20 protein-coding genes and 2 tRNA genes are annotated in these 17,752 nt (G+C 43.8%); 7 read left to right on the top strand and 15 right to left on the bottom strand.

From position 1 onward, the window contains the following. The first annotated feature begins 25 nt into the window (after window positions 1-25). Window positions 26-445, top strand: coding sequence for a MarR family transcriptional regulator (locus tag VF575_04430; GenBank protein HEX8182818.1), 420 nt, complete (start codon window positions 26-28; stop codon window positions 443-445). Window positions 446-551: 106 nt separating this feature from the next. On the opposite strand, the gene VF575_04435 is transcribed toward VF575_04430, so the two are convergent. Beyond that, window positions 552-1,058, bottom strand: coding sequence for an SRPBCC domain-containing protein (locus VF575_04435; protein ID HEX8182819.1), 507 nt, complete (start codon window positions 1,056-1,058; stop codon window positions 552-554). 206 nt (window positions 1,059-1,264) lie between these two features. Between VF575_04435 and VF575_04440 the strand changes: the two genes are divergently transcribed. Continuing rightward, window positions 1,265-2,044: a hypothetical protein gene (locus tag VF575_04440; GenBank protein ID HEX8182820.1), complete on the top strand. Its 780-nt coding sequence runs from the start codon at window positions 1,265-1,267 to the stop codon at window positions 2,042-2,044. 105 nt (window positions 2,045-2,149) lie between these two features. Here VF575_04440 and VF575_04445 read toward each other — a convergent pair whose 3' ends face one another. Beyond that, window positions 2,150-2,611: an NUDIX domain-containing protein gene (locus tag VF575_04445; protein ID HEX8182821.1), complete on the bottom strand. Its 462-nt coding sequence runs from the start codon at window positions 2,609-2,611 to the stop codon at window positions 2,150-2,152. 445 nt (window positions 2,612-3,056) lie between these two features. Between VF575_04445 and VF575_04450 the strand changes: the two genes are divergently transcribed. Genes VF575_04450 through VF575_04460 form a run of 3 tightly spaced genes read left to right on the top strand, consistent with a single transcriptional unit; the run spans window position 3,057 to window position 5,944 of the window. Continuing rightward, entirely contained in the window at window positions 3,057-4,502 is a 1,446-nt protein-coding gene (locus tag VF575_04450) for a TROVE domain-containing protein (GenBank protein ID HEX8182822.1), read from the top strand. 16 nt (window positions 4,503-4,518) lie between these two features. Continuing rightward, entirely contained in the window at window positions 4,519-4,752 is a 234-nt protein-coding gene (locus VF575_04455; GenBank protein HEX8182823.1) for a CopG family transcriptional regulator, read from the top strand. A gap of 19 nt (window positions 4,753-4,771) precedes the next feature. Further along, entirely contained in the window at window positions 4,772-5,944 is a 1,173-nt protein-coding gene (locus VF575_04460; GenBank protein ID HEX8182824.1) for an RtcB family protein, read from the top strand. Between the two features lie 80 nt (window positions 5,945-6,024). Here VF575_04460 and VF575_04465 read toward each other — a convergent pair whose 3' ends face one another. From VF575_04465 to VF575_04510, 10 genes are all read right to left on the bottom strand, one after another. After that, the gene (locus VF575_04465; protein HEX8182825.1) at window positions 6,025-6,468 is read right to left on the bottom strand and encodes a class F sortase; all 444 of its coding nucleotides are present in this window, start codon (window positions 6,466-6,468) and stop codon (window positions 6,025-6,027) included. Window positions 6,469-6,688: 220 nt separating this feature from the next. Continuing rightward, window positions 6,689-7,600: an ice-binding family protein gene (locus VF575_04470; GenBank protein ID HEX8182826.1), complete on the bottom strand. Its 912-nt coding sequence runs from the start codon at window positions 7,598-7,600 to the stop codon at window positions 6,689-6,691. 156 nt (window positions 7,601-7,756) lie between these two features. Continuing rightward, window positions 7,757-8,101, bottom strand: a complete 345-nt coding sequence (locus VF575_04475; protein ID HEX8182827.1) for a hypothetical protein — start codon at window positions 8,099-8,101, stop codon at window positions 7,757-7,759. A 211-nt stretch (window positions 8,102-8,312) separates the two neighbouring features. Next, complete coding sequence (locus VF575_04480) at window positions 8,313-8,489, bottom strand: hypothetical protein (GenBank protein ID HEX8182828.1); 177 nt, start codon at window positions 8,487-8,489, stop codon at window positions 8,313-8,315. Between the two features lie 186 nt (window positions 8,490-8,675). Next, complete coding sequence (locus tag VF575_04485; GenBank protein HEX8182829.1) at window positions 8,676-9,206, bottom strand: hypothetical protein; 531 nt, start codon at window positions 9,204-9,206, stop codon at window positions 8,676-8,678. Next, a complete protein-coding gene (locus VF575_04490) occupies window positions 9,206-10,894 on the bottom strand; it encodes an RHS repeat-associated core domain-containing protein (protein HEX8182830.1) in 1,689 nt (562 codons plus the stop codon). The genes VF575_04485 and VF575_04490 overlap by 1 nt, the downstream gene beginning before the upstream one ends. Window positions 10,895-11,179: 285 nt before the next feature. Continuing rightward, window positions 11,180-11,650, bottom strand: a complete 471-nt coding sequence (locus tag VF575_04495; GenBank protein HEX8182831.1) for a type II toxin-antitoxin system death-on-curing family toxin — start codon at window positions 11,648-11,650, stop codon at window positions 11,180-11,182. 2 nt (window positions 11,651-11,652) lie between these two features. Further along, window positions 11,653-12,663 carry a DNA-binding protein gene (locus VF575_04500; GenBank protein HEX8182832.1) on the bottom strand — a complete coding sequence of 337 codons (1,011 nt, stop codon included), beginning with the start codon at window positions 12,661-12,663 and terminating at the stop codon, window positions 11,653-11,655. Window positions 12,664-12,934: 271 nt separating this feature from the next. After that, window positions 12,935-13,009: transfer RNA gene (locus tag VF575_04505), tRNA-Met, on the bottom strand. A 58-nt stretch (window positions 13,010-13,067) separates the two neighbouring features. Then, on the bottom strand, window positions 13,068-13,550 hold the full coding sequence (locus VF575_04510) for a septum formation initiator family protein (protein HEX8182833.1): 483 nt from the start codon (window positions 13,548-13,550) through the stop codon (window positions 13,068-13,070). A gap of 142 nt (window positions 13,551-13,692) precedes the next feature. On the opposite strand from VF575_04510, the gene VF575_04515 reads away from it, so the two are divergent. Continuing rightward, window positions 13,693-13,768: transfer RNA gene (locus tag VF575_04515), tRNA-Ile, on the top strand. 75 nt (window positions 13,769-13,843) lie between these two features. After that, entirely contained in the window at window positions 13,844-14,554 is a 711-nt protein-coding gene (locus tag VF575_04520) for an alpha/beta fold hydrolase (GenBank protein ID HEX8182834.1), read from the top strand. Window positions 14,555-15,117: 563 nt separating this feature from the next. Here the strand turns inward: VF575_04520 and VF575_04525 are convergent. From VF575_04525 to VF575_04535, 3 genes are all read right to left on the bottom strand, one after another. Beyond that, window positions 15,118-15,561 carry an RHS repeat-associated core domain-containing protein gene (locus tag VF575_04525; protein HEX8182835.1) on the bottom strand — a complete coding sequence of 148 codons (444 nt, stop codon included), beginning with the start codon at window positions 15,559-15,561 and terminating at the stop codon, window positions 15,118-15,120. 24 nt (window positions 15,562-15,585) lie between these two features. Continuing rightward, window positions 15,586-15,897, bottom strand: a complete 312-nt coding sequence (locus VF575_04530) for a hypothetical protein (GenBank protein ID HEX8182836.1) — start codon at window positions 15,895-15,897, stop codon at window positions 15,586-15,588. A 1,422-nt stretch (window positions 15,898-17,319) separates the two neighbouring features. Beyond that, window positions 17,320-17,466, bottom strand: a complete 147-nt coding sequence (locus VF575_04535; protein HEX8182837.1) for a hypothetical protein — start codon at window positions 17,464-17,466, stop codon at window positions 17,320-17,322. Window positions 17,467-17,752: the final 286 nt, after the last annotated feature.

Genomic DNA, 17,752 nt, shown 5'->3' on the forward strand with positions numbered 1-17,752 from the left:
TAGTTCTTCAAGTATAATGACGTATATGGATATATCAAATTCGCCCCGTGATCTTAAAATCTGTTTAGAAATATTACAGCTTTGGAAAATTATGAAGTCAAACATTGAGCACTTCGCTACAGTCCGCGACCTTACCTTGCAGCAGATAATGATGCTCTATCACCTGTACGGTGAAGATCAGATCCTTATGGGGACGCTTGCCAAGCAAATGCACTGCGACGCATCGAATGTGACTGGCCTTGCCGAACGGCTGCAATTGCTCGGCCTTATAAGCCGCCGTGAGATGCCCGAAGACCGCCGCGCCAAACAACTTGCGATCACAAAAGCCGGCAGGGAACTGATCGAAACTCTCCTGCCCTGCCTACCGAATGGCATTGGGCTGGAGCGGCTGAGCACTGCAGAAAATACTGAATTGTCGCGGCTACTTGGAAAATTAGGTGCATAAACATACAAACGGCATTACATTTGCCCATCTTCAAACTTATAGCATTAGACCAAAGAGCGTACTTAGCCGCCCTGAGGAAATCAACGGCGTATTAGCTAGGCTTGATTCAAGTATTTGATTTTTGACTCGCATCAATGAGTGTATCCAACTGATTCCACGTGTCCTTGACACCCTCCAGCATGCCCATTTCGACTAATTTCTGGACTTCTTCGGCCGTCTGATAGGTACTGATTGAGCTCAGTGTCGTTTTGCCGTCAGTTTCGTCAAAGGTAAACGTGGCTTCGCCCTCGGGGAGCTTCGAGTCGACTGTTCCCTGCTCATCAGAAAACACGTCAACAAAACTTAGACTATTTGGCTCATCAATTGTCTTAAATGTAGCCTTTCCCCAGGCTTTGGTGTCGTCCGGACCGGTCATGTAGTAGTGCCAAACGCCGCCTTCGGTAAAGTCAAAAGCCGCGATCGTAGCCGGCCATTCCGCCGGCCCCCACCATTTTGCCAGCTGCTCAGGGTTTTTGAACATTGAAAATACCAACTCTTTGGGAGCGTCATACGTCCGTGACAGTGTTATTTTGTTATCAACAACTGCAACCTGCATAGGTGTTTGATCTGACATCGCTTTCTCCTTTGTTAATGGGGCGTCGTGGGCGTATAGGTATGGTATAAAGTCCTGGCATTTTTGTCTATGCAGCAAGCATTCTTTCTGGCACTTAAAGCTGTCGACAACAAAGTGTTATAATATATCTATACCATAAATACTTGACTTAGCAATATATATATGATAATGTTTCTGTAAATTATCAAGTTTGTGTGGAGAACATTATGAATAAGAATATTAAAAACGTCGCTGTAAGCGTCAGTATACTAGCCGTTACAGTTGCCACGGGCGGGTTGCTGGTTGCCTATTCGTCAAACCAACCATCAAATGAGACTGTATCTCCTAAAACTAGCCCGGTAAGTACCTCTGATACATCGGTAAAAACGGATAAAATCACTGCTGACAACCTGACCAATACTACTTCGGCTCCTGCGGATAATTTTACAGGTAGTGTCCCCGCTGATGAGCGGGTTGCCGCTACTAAGAAGCGACCGGCCAATGTTGTGCAGGCAAACATTGCCGTAGCGACACCTACGGCTACCGGTGCACCGGTAGCTGAACAGACTACCACCCCAGTACCATCACCTGCACCAACACCAATCGTCAGTGAACCAGTTGTACCCGCCAAGCCAGTTGAGCCAACGCCACGGCCAACATTTCAGGTGGTGTTACGTGAGCACGAAGCTTATGTTAATGACCTTCGCTATATAGACGCGAAGCAGCTGATCATTCCGTTTGATATCGTGACGGACGAAGGCTATGTCTACCCAGCAAACGAATACGGAGGCATGGGATGCAGGATTATAGCTGCACCGACTATCGACCATGGCGTACTGTGCGACGCTCACCAAAAAGAATCCGGCTATGGATCATTAGTAATTCAGTATGGCAGCAGTTCTATCGCTGGCACCTACAGTGCACAACTCGTTTACAATGACGGCGTGACTGAGCGTACCGCTATATTTGATTTCGAAATTGCTGACTACAGCCCTGTTGAAATCTAGCAGCTGACAAACAGCCACTATACACCTCGGCATGAACCGAACGGCGCATCGGCTCAAAATAATAGAAATAAAATATAATTTTGATGACGGTTAGAGCTGATAGCTTTAATTAGTAAGGTTATTGAAGAGTTTGGTTGCTCCGGCAGCGACGTCAGAAGCCAAATCTAACTTAGTCAGAAATGCCGGCAGAACGATATTGACAGACGGGTCTATAAAATCAATTTCAGCGATTTCGATGGCACCGTGAGTAGTCGATTCGAGATTTATATGTTCGTAGTCATCACTGTTTGCGATGTGGAAGAAAAATTCAAGATGTTCCCAGTCATTATGCTGAAATTGTTGAACATAAAGCAGATTGCCAACTGTGGGCCTTACACCTGTCTCTTCGATAAGTTCGCGCTCCAAAGCCGGAATAAGCGGTTCGCCGACATCAACTCCGCCGCCTGGTGTACACCAGTAATCTAGGCCGTCGTCAGTTGACCTGCCTTTATATTTTTTGAGCCTAACACCAAGCATCTTACCGTTTTTCAATATTAAACCTCGGACAGCGATTCGACGATTTTGCATGACTTGTAGTGTATCAGAACCAGCATACTATTTCTAGCGTGCTCTGGCGTCTGCACTTCATTCCAGCATAGGCTTAAGGCCGACGCCAAATCTCATAGTGAAATTCCTGTTTATTACTATTACTTGTTAAAATATAGTTGTTTTAATTACATTAGTCTTTACATAAAGTACCACGTGTTGTACTATCAAAATGGGTAGTAAGAGATTCGGCTACTTCGTTTGTAATATGAATCAACGCCGGTCTCGCTTTTCTCCCGATTATGTTCGTTCACAATAGTAGGACACAGTAATGCGAGAACTTCATCGTCTCTGGTTTACGGTGCCGGCTGACCCCGGCATACCTAGGTTCGAACCCTAGTTTTGTTCTCGCAAGTTTTCTTGTCTTACTATTGTCAACGAAATCAGGAACCTACCCGCTTACTAATTACTCACTCAGGAGGAGCAAATGGCTCTTTTTAACACAACAAATAAACCTAGTACCGTCACAAATTTGGCGGGCGGAAATGCATACGAGCAATCCCCTGAAAACGCCTTAGTTTCTTTGCTGCTTACCAATTTTCTACGTAATCAAACTTATCGTTCAGGTAGCGATGCCTTAAGCTCGTTACAGGAGCTTATATCTAAAGTTGACCCGTTATTTGCGGCTAAGGCCGGCATCTACGCTCGTCATGAGTATGGCATGCGTTCTGTTAGTCACGTACTCGCCGGTGAGCTTGCGCATAGCGTCAAGGGCGAAGCATGGACTAGACATTTTTATGAAAAGGTTGTTCGCCGTCCTGATGACATTACAGAAATTGTAGCCTATTACCTTCAGGAATATGGCAAGCCTTTGCCGAACTCTCTCAAGCAAGGACTAGCTAAGTCATTTGACAAATTTGATACCTACCAGCTGGCTAAATATCGTAGCAAGACAAATAAAATATCACTTGTTGATGTCGTAAATCTGGTGCACCCACGTCCAAGCGAAAAAAATGGTGATGCGTTAAAAGCCCTGGTCAGTGGAGAGCTTCGATCAGAGAATACATGGGAAAGCCGTATTTCAGCAGCCGGACAGAGTACTGCTCAACGCGGCCTGGTCTGGAAAGATTTACTTGAAACGAACAAACTCGGTTACTTCGCTTTGCTCCGCAACTTACGCAACATCATGACAGATGCTCCCGGCTCAGTTGCACTCGCATGCGAGCAGCTTGTCGACGAAAACAGGATCAAGAAGTCTTTGGTTCTACCATTCCGCTTCACGACAGCTTTGAAGGAAATTGGCCAGATTCCAGAATCTCGAGAAGTCGTCTCGGCGCTGTCAAAAGCTATTGATATTTCTGCGCAGAATTGTCCACAATTTGACGGTAGCACGCTAATCGCTGTCGATACCTCAGGCTCAATGAGTGGCCGTCCTTCCGAAATTGCTACTCTATTTGCTGCAATGCTCTACAAGAAAAACAGCGGGGCTGACTTGCTCCTATTTGATACGCAGGCGCATCCGATTACACCCAATCCAAATGATTCGATCATATCCATAGCACAATCTATGCCATTCCATGGCGGCGGTACTGACTTCAATATCATCTTCAATTATGCTCACAAAGCGTACGATCGAATTATAATTCTATCTGATATGCAGGCGTGGTCGGATGAAGGTATGGATGGCTGGATGATATACAACGGCTCGCACGGACATAATGGCGACCCCAAAGCCGCACTAGCTGACTATCGTAAGCGCACCGGCGCTAACCCAAAGCTATATTCGTTCGACCTTCAGGGATATGGCTCCATCGCTTTTCCAGAAAAGAACGTTTACAGTCTGGCTGGTTTCTCTGACAAGGTACTCGACCTCATGGGTGCGCTCGAATCAGGCGAAAGTTTAGTCGATAGTATTAATAAGGTTGAACTATAGTCGGGCGTACCCAGCTATGAAGCGTGTTACCTTCTATTTAGACGACGACGAATATCGTAGCCTCAAGATAGTACTGGCAATACACGGCATGAGTGCCAGCGAATGGTTGCGCCACCAGATGGCCCAGTACGTAAAAGGCGCCATGCCAAACGTACCGCTGAATGAACTAAAGAATTATCCTCGGGCACCTAAGCGCGAAATACAACATCCAAAACCAGATAACTTCAATGAAGATATCGATTTACAATAGAATATAAGGACATTCCACTATGCAGAAAATTACTAAAAAATTATACAATTGGGCATCAATCTTAGACGACAATGCCAAAGAGCAGACTCTCCGGACATCGGCGATGCCCTTTGTTTTACCACATCTCGCTTTAATGCCTGATGCGCATATGGGAGCTGGCGCAACTGTTGGTTCAGTCATACCGACCGTCGGAGCTATTATGCCGGCAGCCGTTGGTGTGGATATCGGATGTGGCATGATAGCCGTAAAAACGCAGTTCAAAACCAGTGACCTTACAGATAAGGATCTGGGCGTCTTGAGGCACAGCATTGAGCGGTCAATACCGCTATCTGCCGGTAAGTTCAATCATAAATTGACTGATTCAGTGAAGCCACGGATTGCCGAACTTGAAAACATGGCTGGTGAGCGGAAATCGTTTTACGACAAATTAACTCGAACGAGCTGGGTATATCAACTCGGTACGCTTGGTTCGGGTAATCACTTTATTGAAATCACTGTCGATCAAGACGAAACTATTTGGTTATTCCTGCACAGCGGCAGCCGCGGCATAGGTAATTCCATAGCCATGCATCACATCAAGATTGCCCAGGAAAATATGAAAAAGTGGTACATCAAGCTTGAAGACGACGATTTAGCATACCTCGTAGAAAACACATCCGAGTTTGATCAGTATATTTTTGATCTCAATTGGGCACAGCATTTTGCTTTGCTGAACCGCGAAGAAATGATGGATAGAGTCATTAAAGATTTCGAGCATTTTATGGGCAATAAAGTCATAGAAAGTGAGCGCATCAACTGCCACCACAACTTCACTCAAAAAGAGAACCACATGGGTCGTAATGTCTGGCTTAGCCGCAAGGGCGCCATTCAGGCAGATAAAGGCCGCAAAGGCTTGATTCCCGGATCTATGGGTACAGCCAGCTACGTGGTCGAGGGCAAAGGCTATGCTCCATCCTATAACTCGGCTCCGCATGGTGCTGGTCGAGTATGGGCTCGCAAAGCAGCTTCCAGGCACTTCACGATCGACGACCTAGATAAAGCCATGGTCGGCATTGAATACAATCGTTCTGAAGCATTTTTGGACGAAATACCAGATGCCTACAAAGATATCGATGTCGTCATGCATGACGCCAATGATTTAGTTGAAATTAAAAACACTTTTCATCAAATTGTAAACGTCAAAGGCGATTAGAAAGTTATATCTAGTAAGGACCTCTTACGCCCCCGGCAGAATCACGGGCGCTGCAAATTGGCAACAAATTAATTCGATGGCTACAACTTATCCGCGAATACAACTAACCGTTCAGAATACTGATTCTCTGCTTCATCCCAATCGCCGACGCAGGTAATGAGATTCAGATGTGAACCCTGCGCGCTATGGAACACTTCCTTCGGCTGGTCGTCCTTGCCATACCGCTTCGTATGTTGCACTTTAAATATTGCCGATAATCCATTCGTGTCGACAGTCTCTATCGTATCTCCAGCCCGCAGTTCAGCTAATCTGGCAAAAACGCCCGGCTGGCCTTGCGGACCGTTCACATGTCCCGCCATAACCGCACTACCCTTGTTGCCGGGCAATGGACCGAGTTTGTACCATCCCGTTTTAGCAATGTTCGATGGTGTAGCCATATTTCCGGTAGGCGTAACTCCGGAATACTCAATCAGGCTATCCACATCGATACTCGGGACAATGAGGCGCGCAGGCAAACTAGGCACAGCGGGGGCAACCTGATCCTGATCGGGTTGCCCTACGGCCGCTTGCAGTACTAGTGGGGATGTAGGTTGGGGCGAGCTACGGATTTTACCCCACTGGATAAAAGCAAAGGCGCAACCTACAGTAAGCAAGAAGATGAGTCCACCGCTCAAGTAGAACCGGAGAACGTGCCGTTTACGCTGCCGGTTCTGTCTTTCTAGCTGCCTGCCGCTCAAAGTTGTCTCAGATGCGCTTACGAACGACCAGGCTTGCCGAAGATAAAAATGCGATTACAGCTACCGGCGCTGCCCAAAGAGGCAGGCTGGCGGCCGGTGCACCGCCACCACTATTTGGCAGTCCGGGCGTCTTGGAAGTCGTAGTTGCAGTTGCAGCGGCTGCATTCGTACCGGAAGCAGTAGTAGAAGCAGCTGGCGCTGAGGCAGCAGAACATACAGGCACGGTATTGATAGTGTCAGTCGTCGTAGCCACCGTACCGCCAAACGCTAATGCCCGGCCGGTCCAATTGACTGTCGAGCCAACAGTAATGCCTGCAGGATTTATGATTGTACCTATAAAAGTTGAACTTGCTCCAAGCGTTGTGGCCGCACCTGGTGTCCAGAAAAGGTTGCAGGCCGAAGCCCCGCCCCCGCCTGTCGCTGTCACGATCGAATTAGCGGAAGTACTAAGCGCTCCAGTTGATCGGAAAATATAGACACCCGCCCCATTCAACGTTATCGTACCGCCTCCACCTATCGAGACTGCCCCGTCAATACAATACACGCCCGGCGTATACTCTCCGACATTGCCGAACGGTGCTTCAATAGCAAGATCCTTGGCTCCAGCCGGAAAAGTAAACGTACACGGCTGACTATTAAGCTCAGATAGAGCACTGGCTTGGTCGATTCCGGCTTGATTGTAGGCAGCATTAGCCACATGAGTATTACCAGAAACCGTCGGAGCAACCGCTGGTGGTGTCGTATAGCCCAGATCACCATTGATAACGGTTCCAATTGCCGTATTGGTGTAGCTACCGGCTAATACGCTATACGTATTTGTGGTACCTAGATTTGGCTGCGGAGCAGCATATAGGACGGGCGTTATAAGAAACACCCCTAAGAATACTGCGAGTATGCCTTTGTGTCTTAATGACTTCATTTTTGAGACCTCGTGTTAGTTTTAGTTTTCAATATCTGTACACAGGTTAGCATAAGCGTACCCATTAAACTATTTTTTACTGAGCGTTATTAAATCATGAGGAGACCGGAATGATTTGTTGATTAATCTGTATCATTTAGCTCTAGACTATACACATCATGGCTTAAGTACTATCTTTTTGTTGAATTGTAACCCAAAGAGTCTTTTTGACTTTATAAACAATTTCCCTTCTTTGATGGCTGCCAGATATTTCGTAATGTCTTCAATCGTATTTTTGTTGATCTCGTCATATTCAAAATCAAAATCATCGAAATGCATGAAAGCTTTTGAAATTCCGTCACCGTACATGCCTATCCAGACTTTAGGTACAGGTGAATTCTCAATAAAAGATGTGTTTATAGTCAGCTCAACACTTTGTGGGCTATCAATATTAGTTTTCTCAACGTTATTTACTCCAAATAAATCACCGCAAATAGCTGATATGGCATCAAACTCTATCATAATTTCCTAAACTTTCCATACTTAAATACAGTTAGTTTTGCAAGGTCAATCCATAAGACTAAGTTTGGTCATATGTTTTCAAATTTTTTAGTGCTTCAGATACTCTGTTGGCATCCTTTTCTCTGACTACTAAATTCGGCTTCCAGACCGTACCTTTGTCAGTATTGGGCACGGAGTAGATATTATCGGTAGTACCTAGATCCCGATCTACTTACACGTCATATATATTCCCAGTTGGATACTCCCATACTTGGTAATTGCCTTCTTTGACGTCTTGGTATTCAAGATTGCTTAACTTCTCTTCAAGGTTTTCAATAATATGTTCTGCGAAATATTCACTTCCATGAAGATTTGCAAATATCTTAATTTGGGTATTTAATTCAATCATTTTTTTATTGTAACCTATCTGAAGAATTTTCTAAATGTAGTCTGCCACGGCCTATGCCAGTCCTTACTAGTTCGTGCCTGATTATTTTTAGGTTGCGCAATTCAAACGAATACAGCGAGTCTTTTGGATGAGCATGTCTTTCGCAACAGCTCGATTATTACGTGGCTTAAACTCAATAACTTTGACCTATCGCCGAGAATTTAACCAATGGCTTAACTCTACCGAGCTCTTTAAAATCCATTCATTATCTGTGTCGGATTTAATCTGTAAGGAAATATCTTCATAACAAACTTTATTGCCTACCAGAAACTGAGATGCCTTCAAAGGATCACGTAGCGTATTGATAAGCGGTTTTATTATATACAAAACCTGTTTCTGGAATGTCGAACCAGACCATTGTTCGTCTTTCTGTATACTCAGAGGCCGCTCGTACTTTCTCTGTAGGGATTTAATAAGGTGAAATAAATCTACCCATTCAAATTCCACATTATCTTTGCGTAGTTTTATATTTGCATTCAGGTCGATTTCATTCTTTTCGGCATAATTGCTTGATATAAACTCAAAGATTAGTGTGACGTCACGATTATTAATATATAGACTACTGCTTTCAAGCCGACACTCAATTGGGGCGACATCATTCACTATCGACCGCAATACGTCCTTGCGTGTCCATAATTTACCATCCACTCGTTTTTTATAACCTTTGAAGACTTTCATTACCGACACCCTCTTTGACATTTATACTTGAAACTACCATACCATGTCTTCTTATAGGTCCACAATGAGCCTTGACGTTTTTGTGCATCGTTTGCTACGTAGCGGTTGAGCTGTTTCATTCCTTGATCAATTGCACGCCTATTATGCGGTTTTAACTCGACAAGCTTACCCTTGATTACACCATCAGCACGGCCGGCGCCCTTAATTGTAGTCTCACTTGTCTTGTATTTAGCTTGAAACGCCCTATGAGCTTGACGCCCCATGACCATCGTACTCTTAAATTCTTTCCCTGCTTTGGCCGCCTGTGCAGCTTTTACTGCAGCTCCCGCCCCCACGGATGCCGCACCAATAGTCGCAACAGCAATCAATGCTTGTTTCCTGTCCCCAGCCGCCGCATAAGCCGCTGCAGATACCGCGGCACTTGCCATCCCAATCGGTCCAGGTATCACAGACCCGATACTAGCAATGGACGCTATCCCTTTCATACTCATTTGGCCCGTCAAATCGTAATCGTTCACCGGATCCGGCGGATACACATAGCTGTTTGGCGTACCACCTTCTACTTGGTCGACACTGGCAAATCTGCCGAGCGTCGGAAAGTAAACTCTAGCTCCCATTTGGATGGGGGCGAGAGCGAGGCTGGTTTCAGTAATCTTTTGGTGTTGACCGACCCAACCGTAGGATCCACTTGCATGGTTGTCTGGGTGGGTGCTGCCAGGCAGGATGTTGCCGAATGGATCGTAGGCGTAGGTTGCGGCTGGGCCGTTGCCGGTGGAAGTGTTGACTCCGCTGGCGTTAGCGGTAAGCATGGTATCGCCATGGATGTTTGGGAGAGAGTATTGTTTCTGAGCGTTGCCTGTTTCCTGCGGCTTGATCGTTACGTTGACGCCGCCCGGCAGCTGTAGGGTTTTTTCGACTATTTCCCAATTGCCATTCCGAACAAAATCAGGCGCATCACCACTTCCCGTATGCCCATACCAATACTGGTTAGTGACATTCCAGTTCCAGTTAGTAATTGCATCTTTTTCGCGGTAAATTATCCGGCCTTGGACGTCGCGACCGTAGTACATACCCGTACCATTGCCCGAACTGTCATAGCTGTCGAGGCAGCTGTTCCTATCGGAACTGTCGTAGCATAGACGGATTGGGGTAGCATTGGTACCCATATTTGTCATATTGCCGTGGCCGTCATACACAGCAGCGGTGCTTGCTGCATCTGTGCTAGTTATGAGCCGGTCAGCATGATCGTAACAGTATTTTGTTGTTACGTTATTAACAGTCATGCTTGTCCGGTTGCTATTCTTACCGGCATTTGGATTCATATTGCCGGCATTGCCACAGAAATTTGCGTCCTGCTGGCCAAACCCGTAATCATACGAATGCGACCCAATGTCGGCATGCGTCAGTCGGCCTGCTTTGTCGTACATATATGAGTTCCACAGGTCCTGGCTGCCGGATGACACGATACTATGTTGTGTCTGTCCTGACTGCGATCGCACGACGTTGTTAGTAACCGTTTGTGCCGAATTAGCTTCTTTCAGTTCGGCATCATCGAGCTGCAACCAACCGACCGCTCCTAGTGTATGGTACATGCTCAGTTTTTTAGCCGTCGCTGGTGTCGTAAAGCTATGGCTAGCCTGTGTCCAAGTGGGGCTGGCATTATTGCCACCGATCCATGTATATGTCACGCTATTATCCTGGTGCGTAACCTGTGCCAGCACCTCTGTCCGTACGTTTGATTTGTAGTAATCGCGGTAATTGTATTTGGTGTTTTCTAATCAATTCTTTCATATGAACATGGGTAGGCTTAGCGAAATACTAGAAAAACTTCTATGAGATTTTCATAACTTAACAGGGGTGACGGGCGTAGAAGCTTGGGAGATAGTGACACAAATGTCATCATCTCCCATAATTAATCAAAGGCTTTAACAGGGGTAGTAATGCGAACGGAATTAAATGTGGTATTTGAATGCCTACATTCGTTCATCTTCTCGGCTTTGGTATTCTTCCATACCATTTAAAACAAGCAGCTGACTTTCTTCACTCATTTCACCTTCGCAGAGAATCTCCTCGATTATTTCATGAAGCTGATTCTTTGAAATAATATTATCCGCGACACATAAAACTACATTTTCCATAGAAGGGATGAACACGCCCACCAATGCGCCAAGCCCGTTGACTATCATAAAGTAGGATCCGATTGCAATCGATGAACGTTTGTTTCCATCGGCAAAGTAGTGACCAACTTTTGCGACTGAAAAGACTATATGCGTCAGCTTATCGGCAAAACTTTCGTAATAGGTATCGTCTTTGATAAACTCTAGCATGCTTTCAAGCTCTGCCTTCTTCTCCTTGGATATGCCAGAGAGACCACCCGTAAACAAGATGATGTAATCATGCTCTTTAATTGCCCAATCAACTCCAAAATATATGAAGCCTGGCATGGTTATTTATCTTTTAGACGCTTAAATACTTCTTGGTACTGCTCTATTTGTTTCGCTAAATCTGCACTTTTCTCACCTAGAAATTTTTCAAATTCTTCAGTGTTCAGAGGACCTATATACTTAACTAACTCAGGATGAATAACTGAACGGAAGCCATAATCACGGCTGGCCATACTGATTCGTGCCATCTCTAATTGTGGCACCCAAGTCGGATCTTCTTCGAAAGTTTTGAATATTTTATCAGCCTCGGCCGATGTGATTTTGCGCTTCAGTCGTATCGATTCAAGTTTGATTTTATTTCCTAGACCTGTCTCGTACATTGATATTGTAGTCAAAATTTCAGAGTACATGGTGTCTCGTACATTTTCTTTTTTTGTCAAAGACAAAATATTTCGGTATTCACGTGCTCTTTCATGAAAAATACTTTTATAGATTTTATTGGTATAGATTGAGTACTTTGACTGTCCCATATCCAAATAATCCTTTAATGCATCGATAAACACTTTGCGATAACCTTGACCCATATAAGTTGCGATCAGGTACTTTTCGTCACGCTGGTTAATAAGTTTTATACTACCGCCACTCTTTGTACTCATAGTATCAAGAACTAGGTTAAGAATTATGCCTCTTAATATCCTGGCCTTTTCACTTTCAGCAAGTAGCATACCGATGTTTATTAACGCCCTAAAGTTTAGAACAGCAAGCCTACCTACATTCGCTAGATTCCCTTCCACAGATTCTTCCAATTGTCTTTTTGCGGCACTGAGTTTTTCGCCGGTAAGTATTTCATATCCGTTGCTTTTAAGCTCTTCTTCATAGCGAGCAATGTAACGGTTTATCGTACGGGGGTCTACTTCATAAAACTCTGCTACCTGTCTTATAGTGAATTTGTATTCATCTTCCACGGTGATGCCCTTAATGCCAATTTGCTCTTGAATTGCAGCAACTGCATAGGGATTATTGAGGATATTCTGTCTATCAACCATCGATTTTGATAACTGCCTACGATCCATTGTCCTATATTAACATTATTTTCGACTTTGACTATTAAATGCAACCTCTGATTCTCAAACGCAACTACTTTTGAGCAAGCTTTATATAAATTAAATAAAATCTCTGTCGACTTGACAGAGATGATAGAGCTTATGGTTGCGGGACCAGGACAACGCACGTTAATCCAGCCGCCCGCTGGCGCTGGGGGCTGTGACTAACGACCGAACCTTTTGGATCGAGCACAGCTCTATACCAAGAAAAATGACCCATCCGAAGATGAGTCATTTTTCTTGGTTGCGGGACCAGGACTCGAACCTGGGACCTCGTGGTTATGAGCCACGCGAGCTGCCGCTGCTCCATCCCGCGTTATCTGCTATGAAAAGCTTGAGTAACTATACCAAACAGGGGTGTATATGTCAATGAACTAGCTTTCTGCCAGTCCGCGGTGCAGGAAGAAATTCATCCATGCCTGGATATTACGCTGGTAGAACGGCTGCTTTTTGTCAGCGGCTTCCGAGCCAGGTTGCGTGGCTGCCGTACTGCTGGCGACCTGTACGCCGCTGACGCGGGCCATGGCAACTTTCTTGGGTACGATAAGTTCTTTTTCGCCGGGTAGTGCCAGGCCAAAGTTTTGGCGGGCCGCCAGCTCCAGATACTGCGGCGTATTGTAGTATTGATTCTTCAACTTTTGATTACTGTTTTGCAGGCGTTGCAAGTCACTTTCCTGTTGCAAGCGGGCAATCTGTTGTTCAAGCTTATAATTTGACTGAATTGCTTTGACGCCGCTCCAACTCACCAGCAAAACTATGACCGTAAACACGATCAAGCCGAGCGACTGCACGTCCCGTAATTGCGATAGCAGCGCATGATTGGAATATTTTTTTGTATTTTTGAATATATCAAGCATAGTTTATACCGCTTATTATATAACTTCAGGGCATTATCTGCTATACTCTCATCTGTTAGCGCCGGTATTACCTACGCGAACAAGCAGGTAGTACTCGACATAATCAGTCAATGTCCAGTCGCAGTACAATTACCTAAACCCAGGGGGCGTAGCTCAGTGGTTAGAGCAGTCGGCTCATAACCGATTGGTCGCTGGTTCAAGTCCAGCCGCCCCCACCAGAAGTTGGAAGCTCGAACAGTAAACCAAATGGATGCTATCCGATCGCGTTCACTTGAAGCTGATACTATGAAACGATGAATATTAAAAACGTGTCAATACCCTGCTCTGGCTATTCTTTAGTTGCAGATTGGTATGAGAACAAAACTTCCGATAAAGTTCTTCTCACATTCCTTGGCTACAGTTCCAGCAAAGCACGTAACCGTGACTTCCTAATGGCATTGAGCGACAAAACCGGTATGAACGTACTGGCCGTTGACTTATCTGGCCACGGCGAGAGTCCGTTCGAGCTGGACAAAACTCGCCCAGGGCAACATCTTCTTGAAGCAATTGAAACATTTGACTGGCTAAGACATGAACGCCCCAATGCAAAAATCACTGTCTTAGGCACAAGTTACCGAGGCTTCTTAGCTGCCTACCTGACAAGATATCGTAACTTTGACAAATTAATACTGCGAACGCCTGCAATATATCTGCCGTCGGATCTATATTCGTTTCAGGATGGAATAGACAGAAATTATACGTCTAATGTTTTCCGAAAGGACAAGCATGCAGTGTCTAGCCATCCGCTATTCAAGCAAATCTCCGTTTTTAACGGTAGTACCTTGCTGATTATACATGAATTGGACGAAGACGTCCCTATACAAACAACTGACATTTACAAAGAATCATTTTCTGCTGATGTATATATAGCTTCGGGATTTAAACATTCAATGAAAGACATGTCAAATCCCGTTGAAGGTTTAGTTTATTATCAAGATACTATTGTAAACTGGTTATTGAAGTAACATTAACGCTGCCATCAGAAGTATCACCCCGATCACGAACATAACCGCCCGATACATTATGCTTGATTTAGTAACTTCATTACTATTTTGACCAAATGAAGAAACATTGTCACTTTCAGAGTTCCGCAATAACAGATACACTACCGTTCCAATAACAAACAAGGGTAATATAAGATATAGCAATTCGATCAATGTCATTTAAAATCCTATTTTAGGAAATCGATAAACACATATTATTTTTTGCTCTTAGAATATGCCGAATATCCGATTATTGCGGCAACACCGATTGTAAGTAAAATCACTATGGCCGATGCCGTATAAGACTGCGGTTGGTCGAGCGATTGAAGAATTCCAATCGCAAATATAATTATAAGTATTACCGAGAAACAGATTGACAGTTGTGAAGTTGCTTTCCGTATTTTGGTAATTACAAATTTATCTGTTGAAAGGTTTTCATAGTAGGACAATTTAAATTTAAAATATATCTGTCCCAGTAAAATAAATATGAAAAATATTACTCCAACTATATTGAAAATTAACGAGCCATTCATAAGTTATTCTGTTTACATTGCATATGGATTTTCTCCTGTAAATCCTCCGTAAATGAAGGTGGCGATTCCTAATACAATCGCACCCTGTAAGGCGCCCGCTTTCGACCCGACAATACATCTGGCATATGCACCCGGAGCAGCTCCTATGCCACCCGCTGCTGCTCCTGTAATACCGCCACCTATGGCACCGCCTACACAATCTGCAGCACCACCAACGATTGACCCCGTTTTCGCTCCATCTTTTGCCGCATCTAATCCGCTATAGATTGAGAAATACCCGCTCGAATCCACAAAGTTAACCGGATTCGCCCCTGCATACACATACCCGTACTCTGCACCGCTCGGATCGAGCTGTGTCCAACGAGCATCAGTAGAATTGTAGTACCGAGCTCCCATTTTGTACAGTTGTGTTTGGTAGTCGTAGTAGCCATTGGAGTTATAGCTTATATTACCAATGTTTGATAGGAGCTGCTTTTAGGCTTAAGACTTGCGGTCCAAGATTTTCTGTCCTATAACTACTACTCCAGCTACCAGAGAAAGCCTTAATACTAAGGAAAGTCTCTCGGCAACCGTGCCGTTTAAGATAATATCTCTATTAAGCATAAACACAATAGTAAGTGCTAGTAAAACTACTATTATTGCTACTACTTTACCCCTAGCTGTTTTGACGGAAGAAAATTTATACTGAGCATCTCTAAATTCTTCATCGGAATTATATCTGTGCAAAAAGTATAGTGAACCAAATATTAAGCATAGCGCTAGGAAAGGATATATTACATTCTCATTAATCATCGCCTGCCTTACTTATTTCGTATAGAAATTTAATTCTTAAGAAATCGATATAATGCCCTTACACCTAGTAGAACTACAGAAGTACCGGCAACGACAATTATAATTACTGAAACTTTTCTTTGAAAAGGGTCAAAGCTCTTCTCATAACTGTTCCGACTGAAGTATTATACTTATCTGTTTTTTAATATTCTGCTTAACTGATATACACCGTTCAGCAAGACAATTACCCAAAATATGGTAGCCAGCACGGATTGCATTATGACTACACTGTATACCGCACCAGATATAGCTAAGACAATGCCAAAACCTGCGATTGATTTTTTTAATCTATAAGACATATTCGCGTATACCTCCGTGTATTTTTGTTAATCGCAGAGTCCGGCGAACTGAGTTATTCTACCATAAGATTATTTTTGTAATCCCTTATAACTATCACCCCAAGCAGATTTTCTAACGACACTTAGCTCCATAGATTATTTTTATCGCACATACGTGTTTAAACCTAAGTCAATTAAGTCCTCGGCTTGTTGGCCTATTATCGGAAAATTTAAATCTAATAAGTATATGCTTTTAGGCGTGCTAATCTTATGATCGTCGCTATAATTAATTATAAAATATACGTCCTCGCTTTTTTATTGAGTCCTTTTATTCACATAAAGCTGAAGTGCGTATGCTAGTAATAGAGTGAATATCAAGATTGCTATTACCTTTATCGGACGATCGAATCCAATTAATCTAGATAATATAAATATCATCGAGCTAATCAATAAAACTGGTAAAAGAAATAATGTGTAATTTTTTTTGTTTGTAGTAGCAGATTGAGGGTTGCGTGGGGGTATTAGATAAAAGACCTTATCTTTATCAGTTCCAGTTATGCTTAGACCATAGATTATCATTCCTATCGCAATCGCAATAATAAGTATTTCAATCATTATTCCGCCTATCTAAGTTTGTTAAAAAAGCTAATTATATCATAGAAAGCTCCCGCCTCAGGCCCTGCCTGGGTAGCAATCACCCCTCCAACTATACCAGAACCGCATCCTGTGATTATTGCGCCAGCTCCTATAGGTACACCTACTCCTGTAGAAGCGGCTACGGCAGCGGGAACTAACGCACCAAGAACACCATATGCGCACCCAGTTGAGGTGTTAAGTGCTAGTTGCTGATAATAGGGCAATTCGGGCGCATACCCACTCGGATCCACTAAATTAACCGGATTCGCCCCCGCATACACATACCCGTACTCTGTACCGCTAGGATCTAACTGTGTCCATCGGGCATCAGTTGAATTGCGTAGTACCGGTAATGTTATTTTTTTCTATTCTTATTAAACTTTCGAGCTACTACACTTGCTATAATAGGAGACACAATAGCCGTAAAAAGTATAATAAATAAAGATTCTTTGTCCACTAATTAATCCTTTCAAGAGCTGAAATACTTTAAGAAACCGCCCGCTGCTCCACCGATAGCTCCATCTAGTGCGGCATCACTAGCTTCATCGGAATTACCACCACCAAGCAGAGATCCATAAAATCCGCCTACAACACCGGCGTAATGTTCATTAATCACACTACTCAACCTGCTCTCCATACACGTGGTTTATGTTGCGTTCAGCCAGATATTAATCGATATACTTCTCTGAGACCAAAAAATATCATTCCTATTCCTACTACAAAGACAAATACATGTGTAAGTTTGCGTTGATAATTTCCATATCGCGCTTCCAAAGTATTTTTCTGGAAATTTTCAATGTAATCCATGAAGTAATTTCTTCTTAGAAGGATCCAGGTACCTAAACTAAGACTTAGTAAAATGTAAATAATCTGATACATTTGTTTACCTCACAAATTTTATT

The sequence above is a fragment of the Candidatus Saccharimonadales bacterium genome, from assembly GCA_036388415.1.
In the GTDB taxonomy this organism is placed as follows: Bacteria; Patescibacteriota; Saccharimonadia; order Saccharimonadales; family UBA4665; genus UBA4665.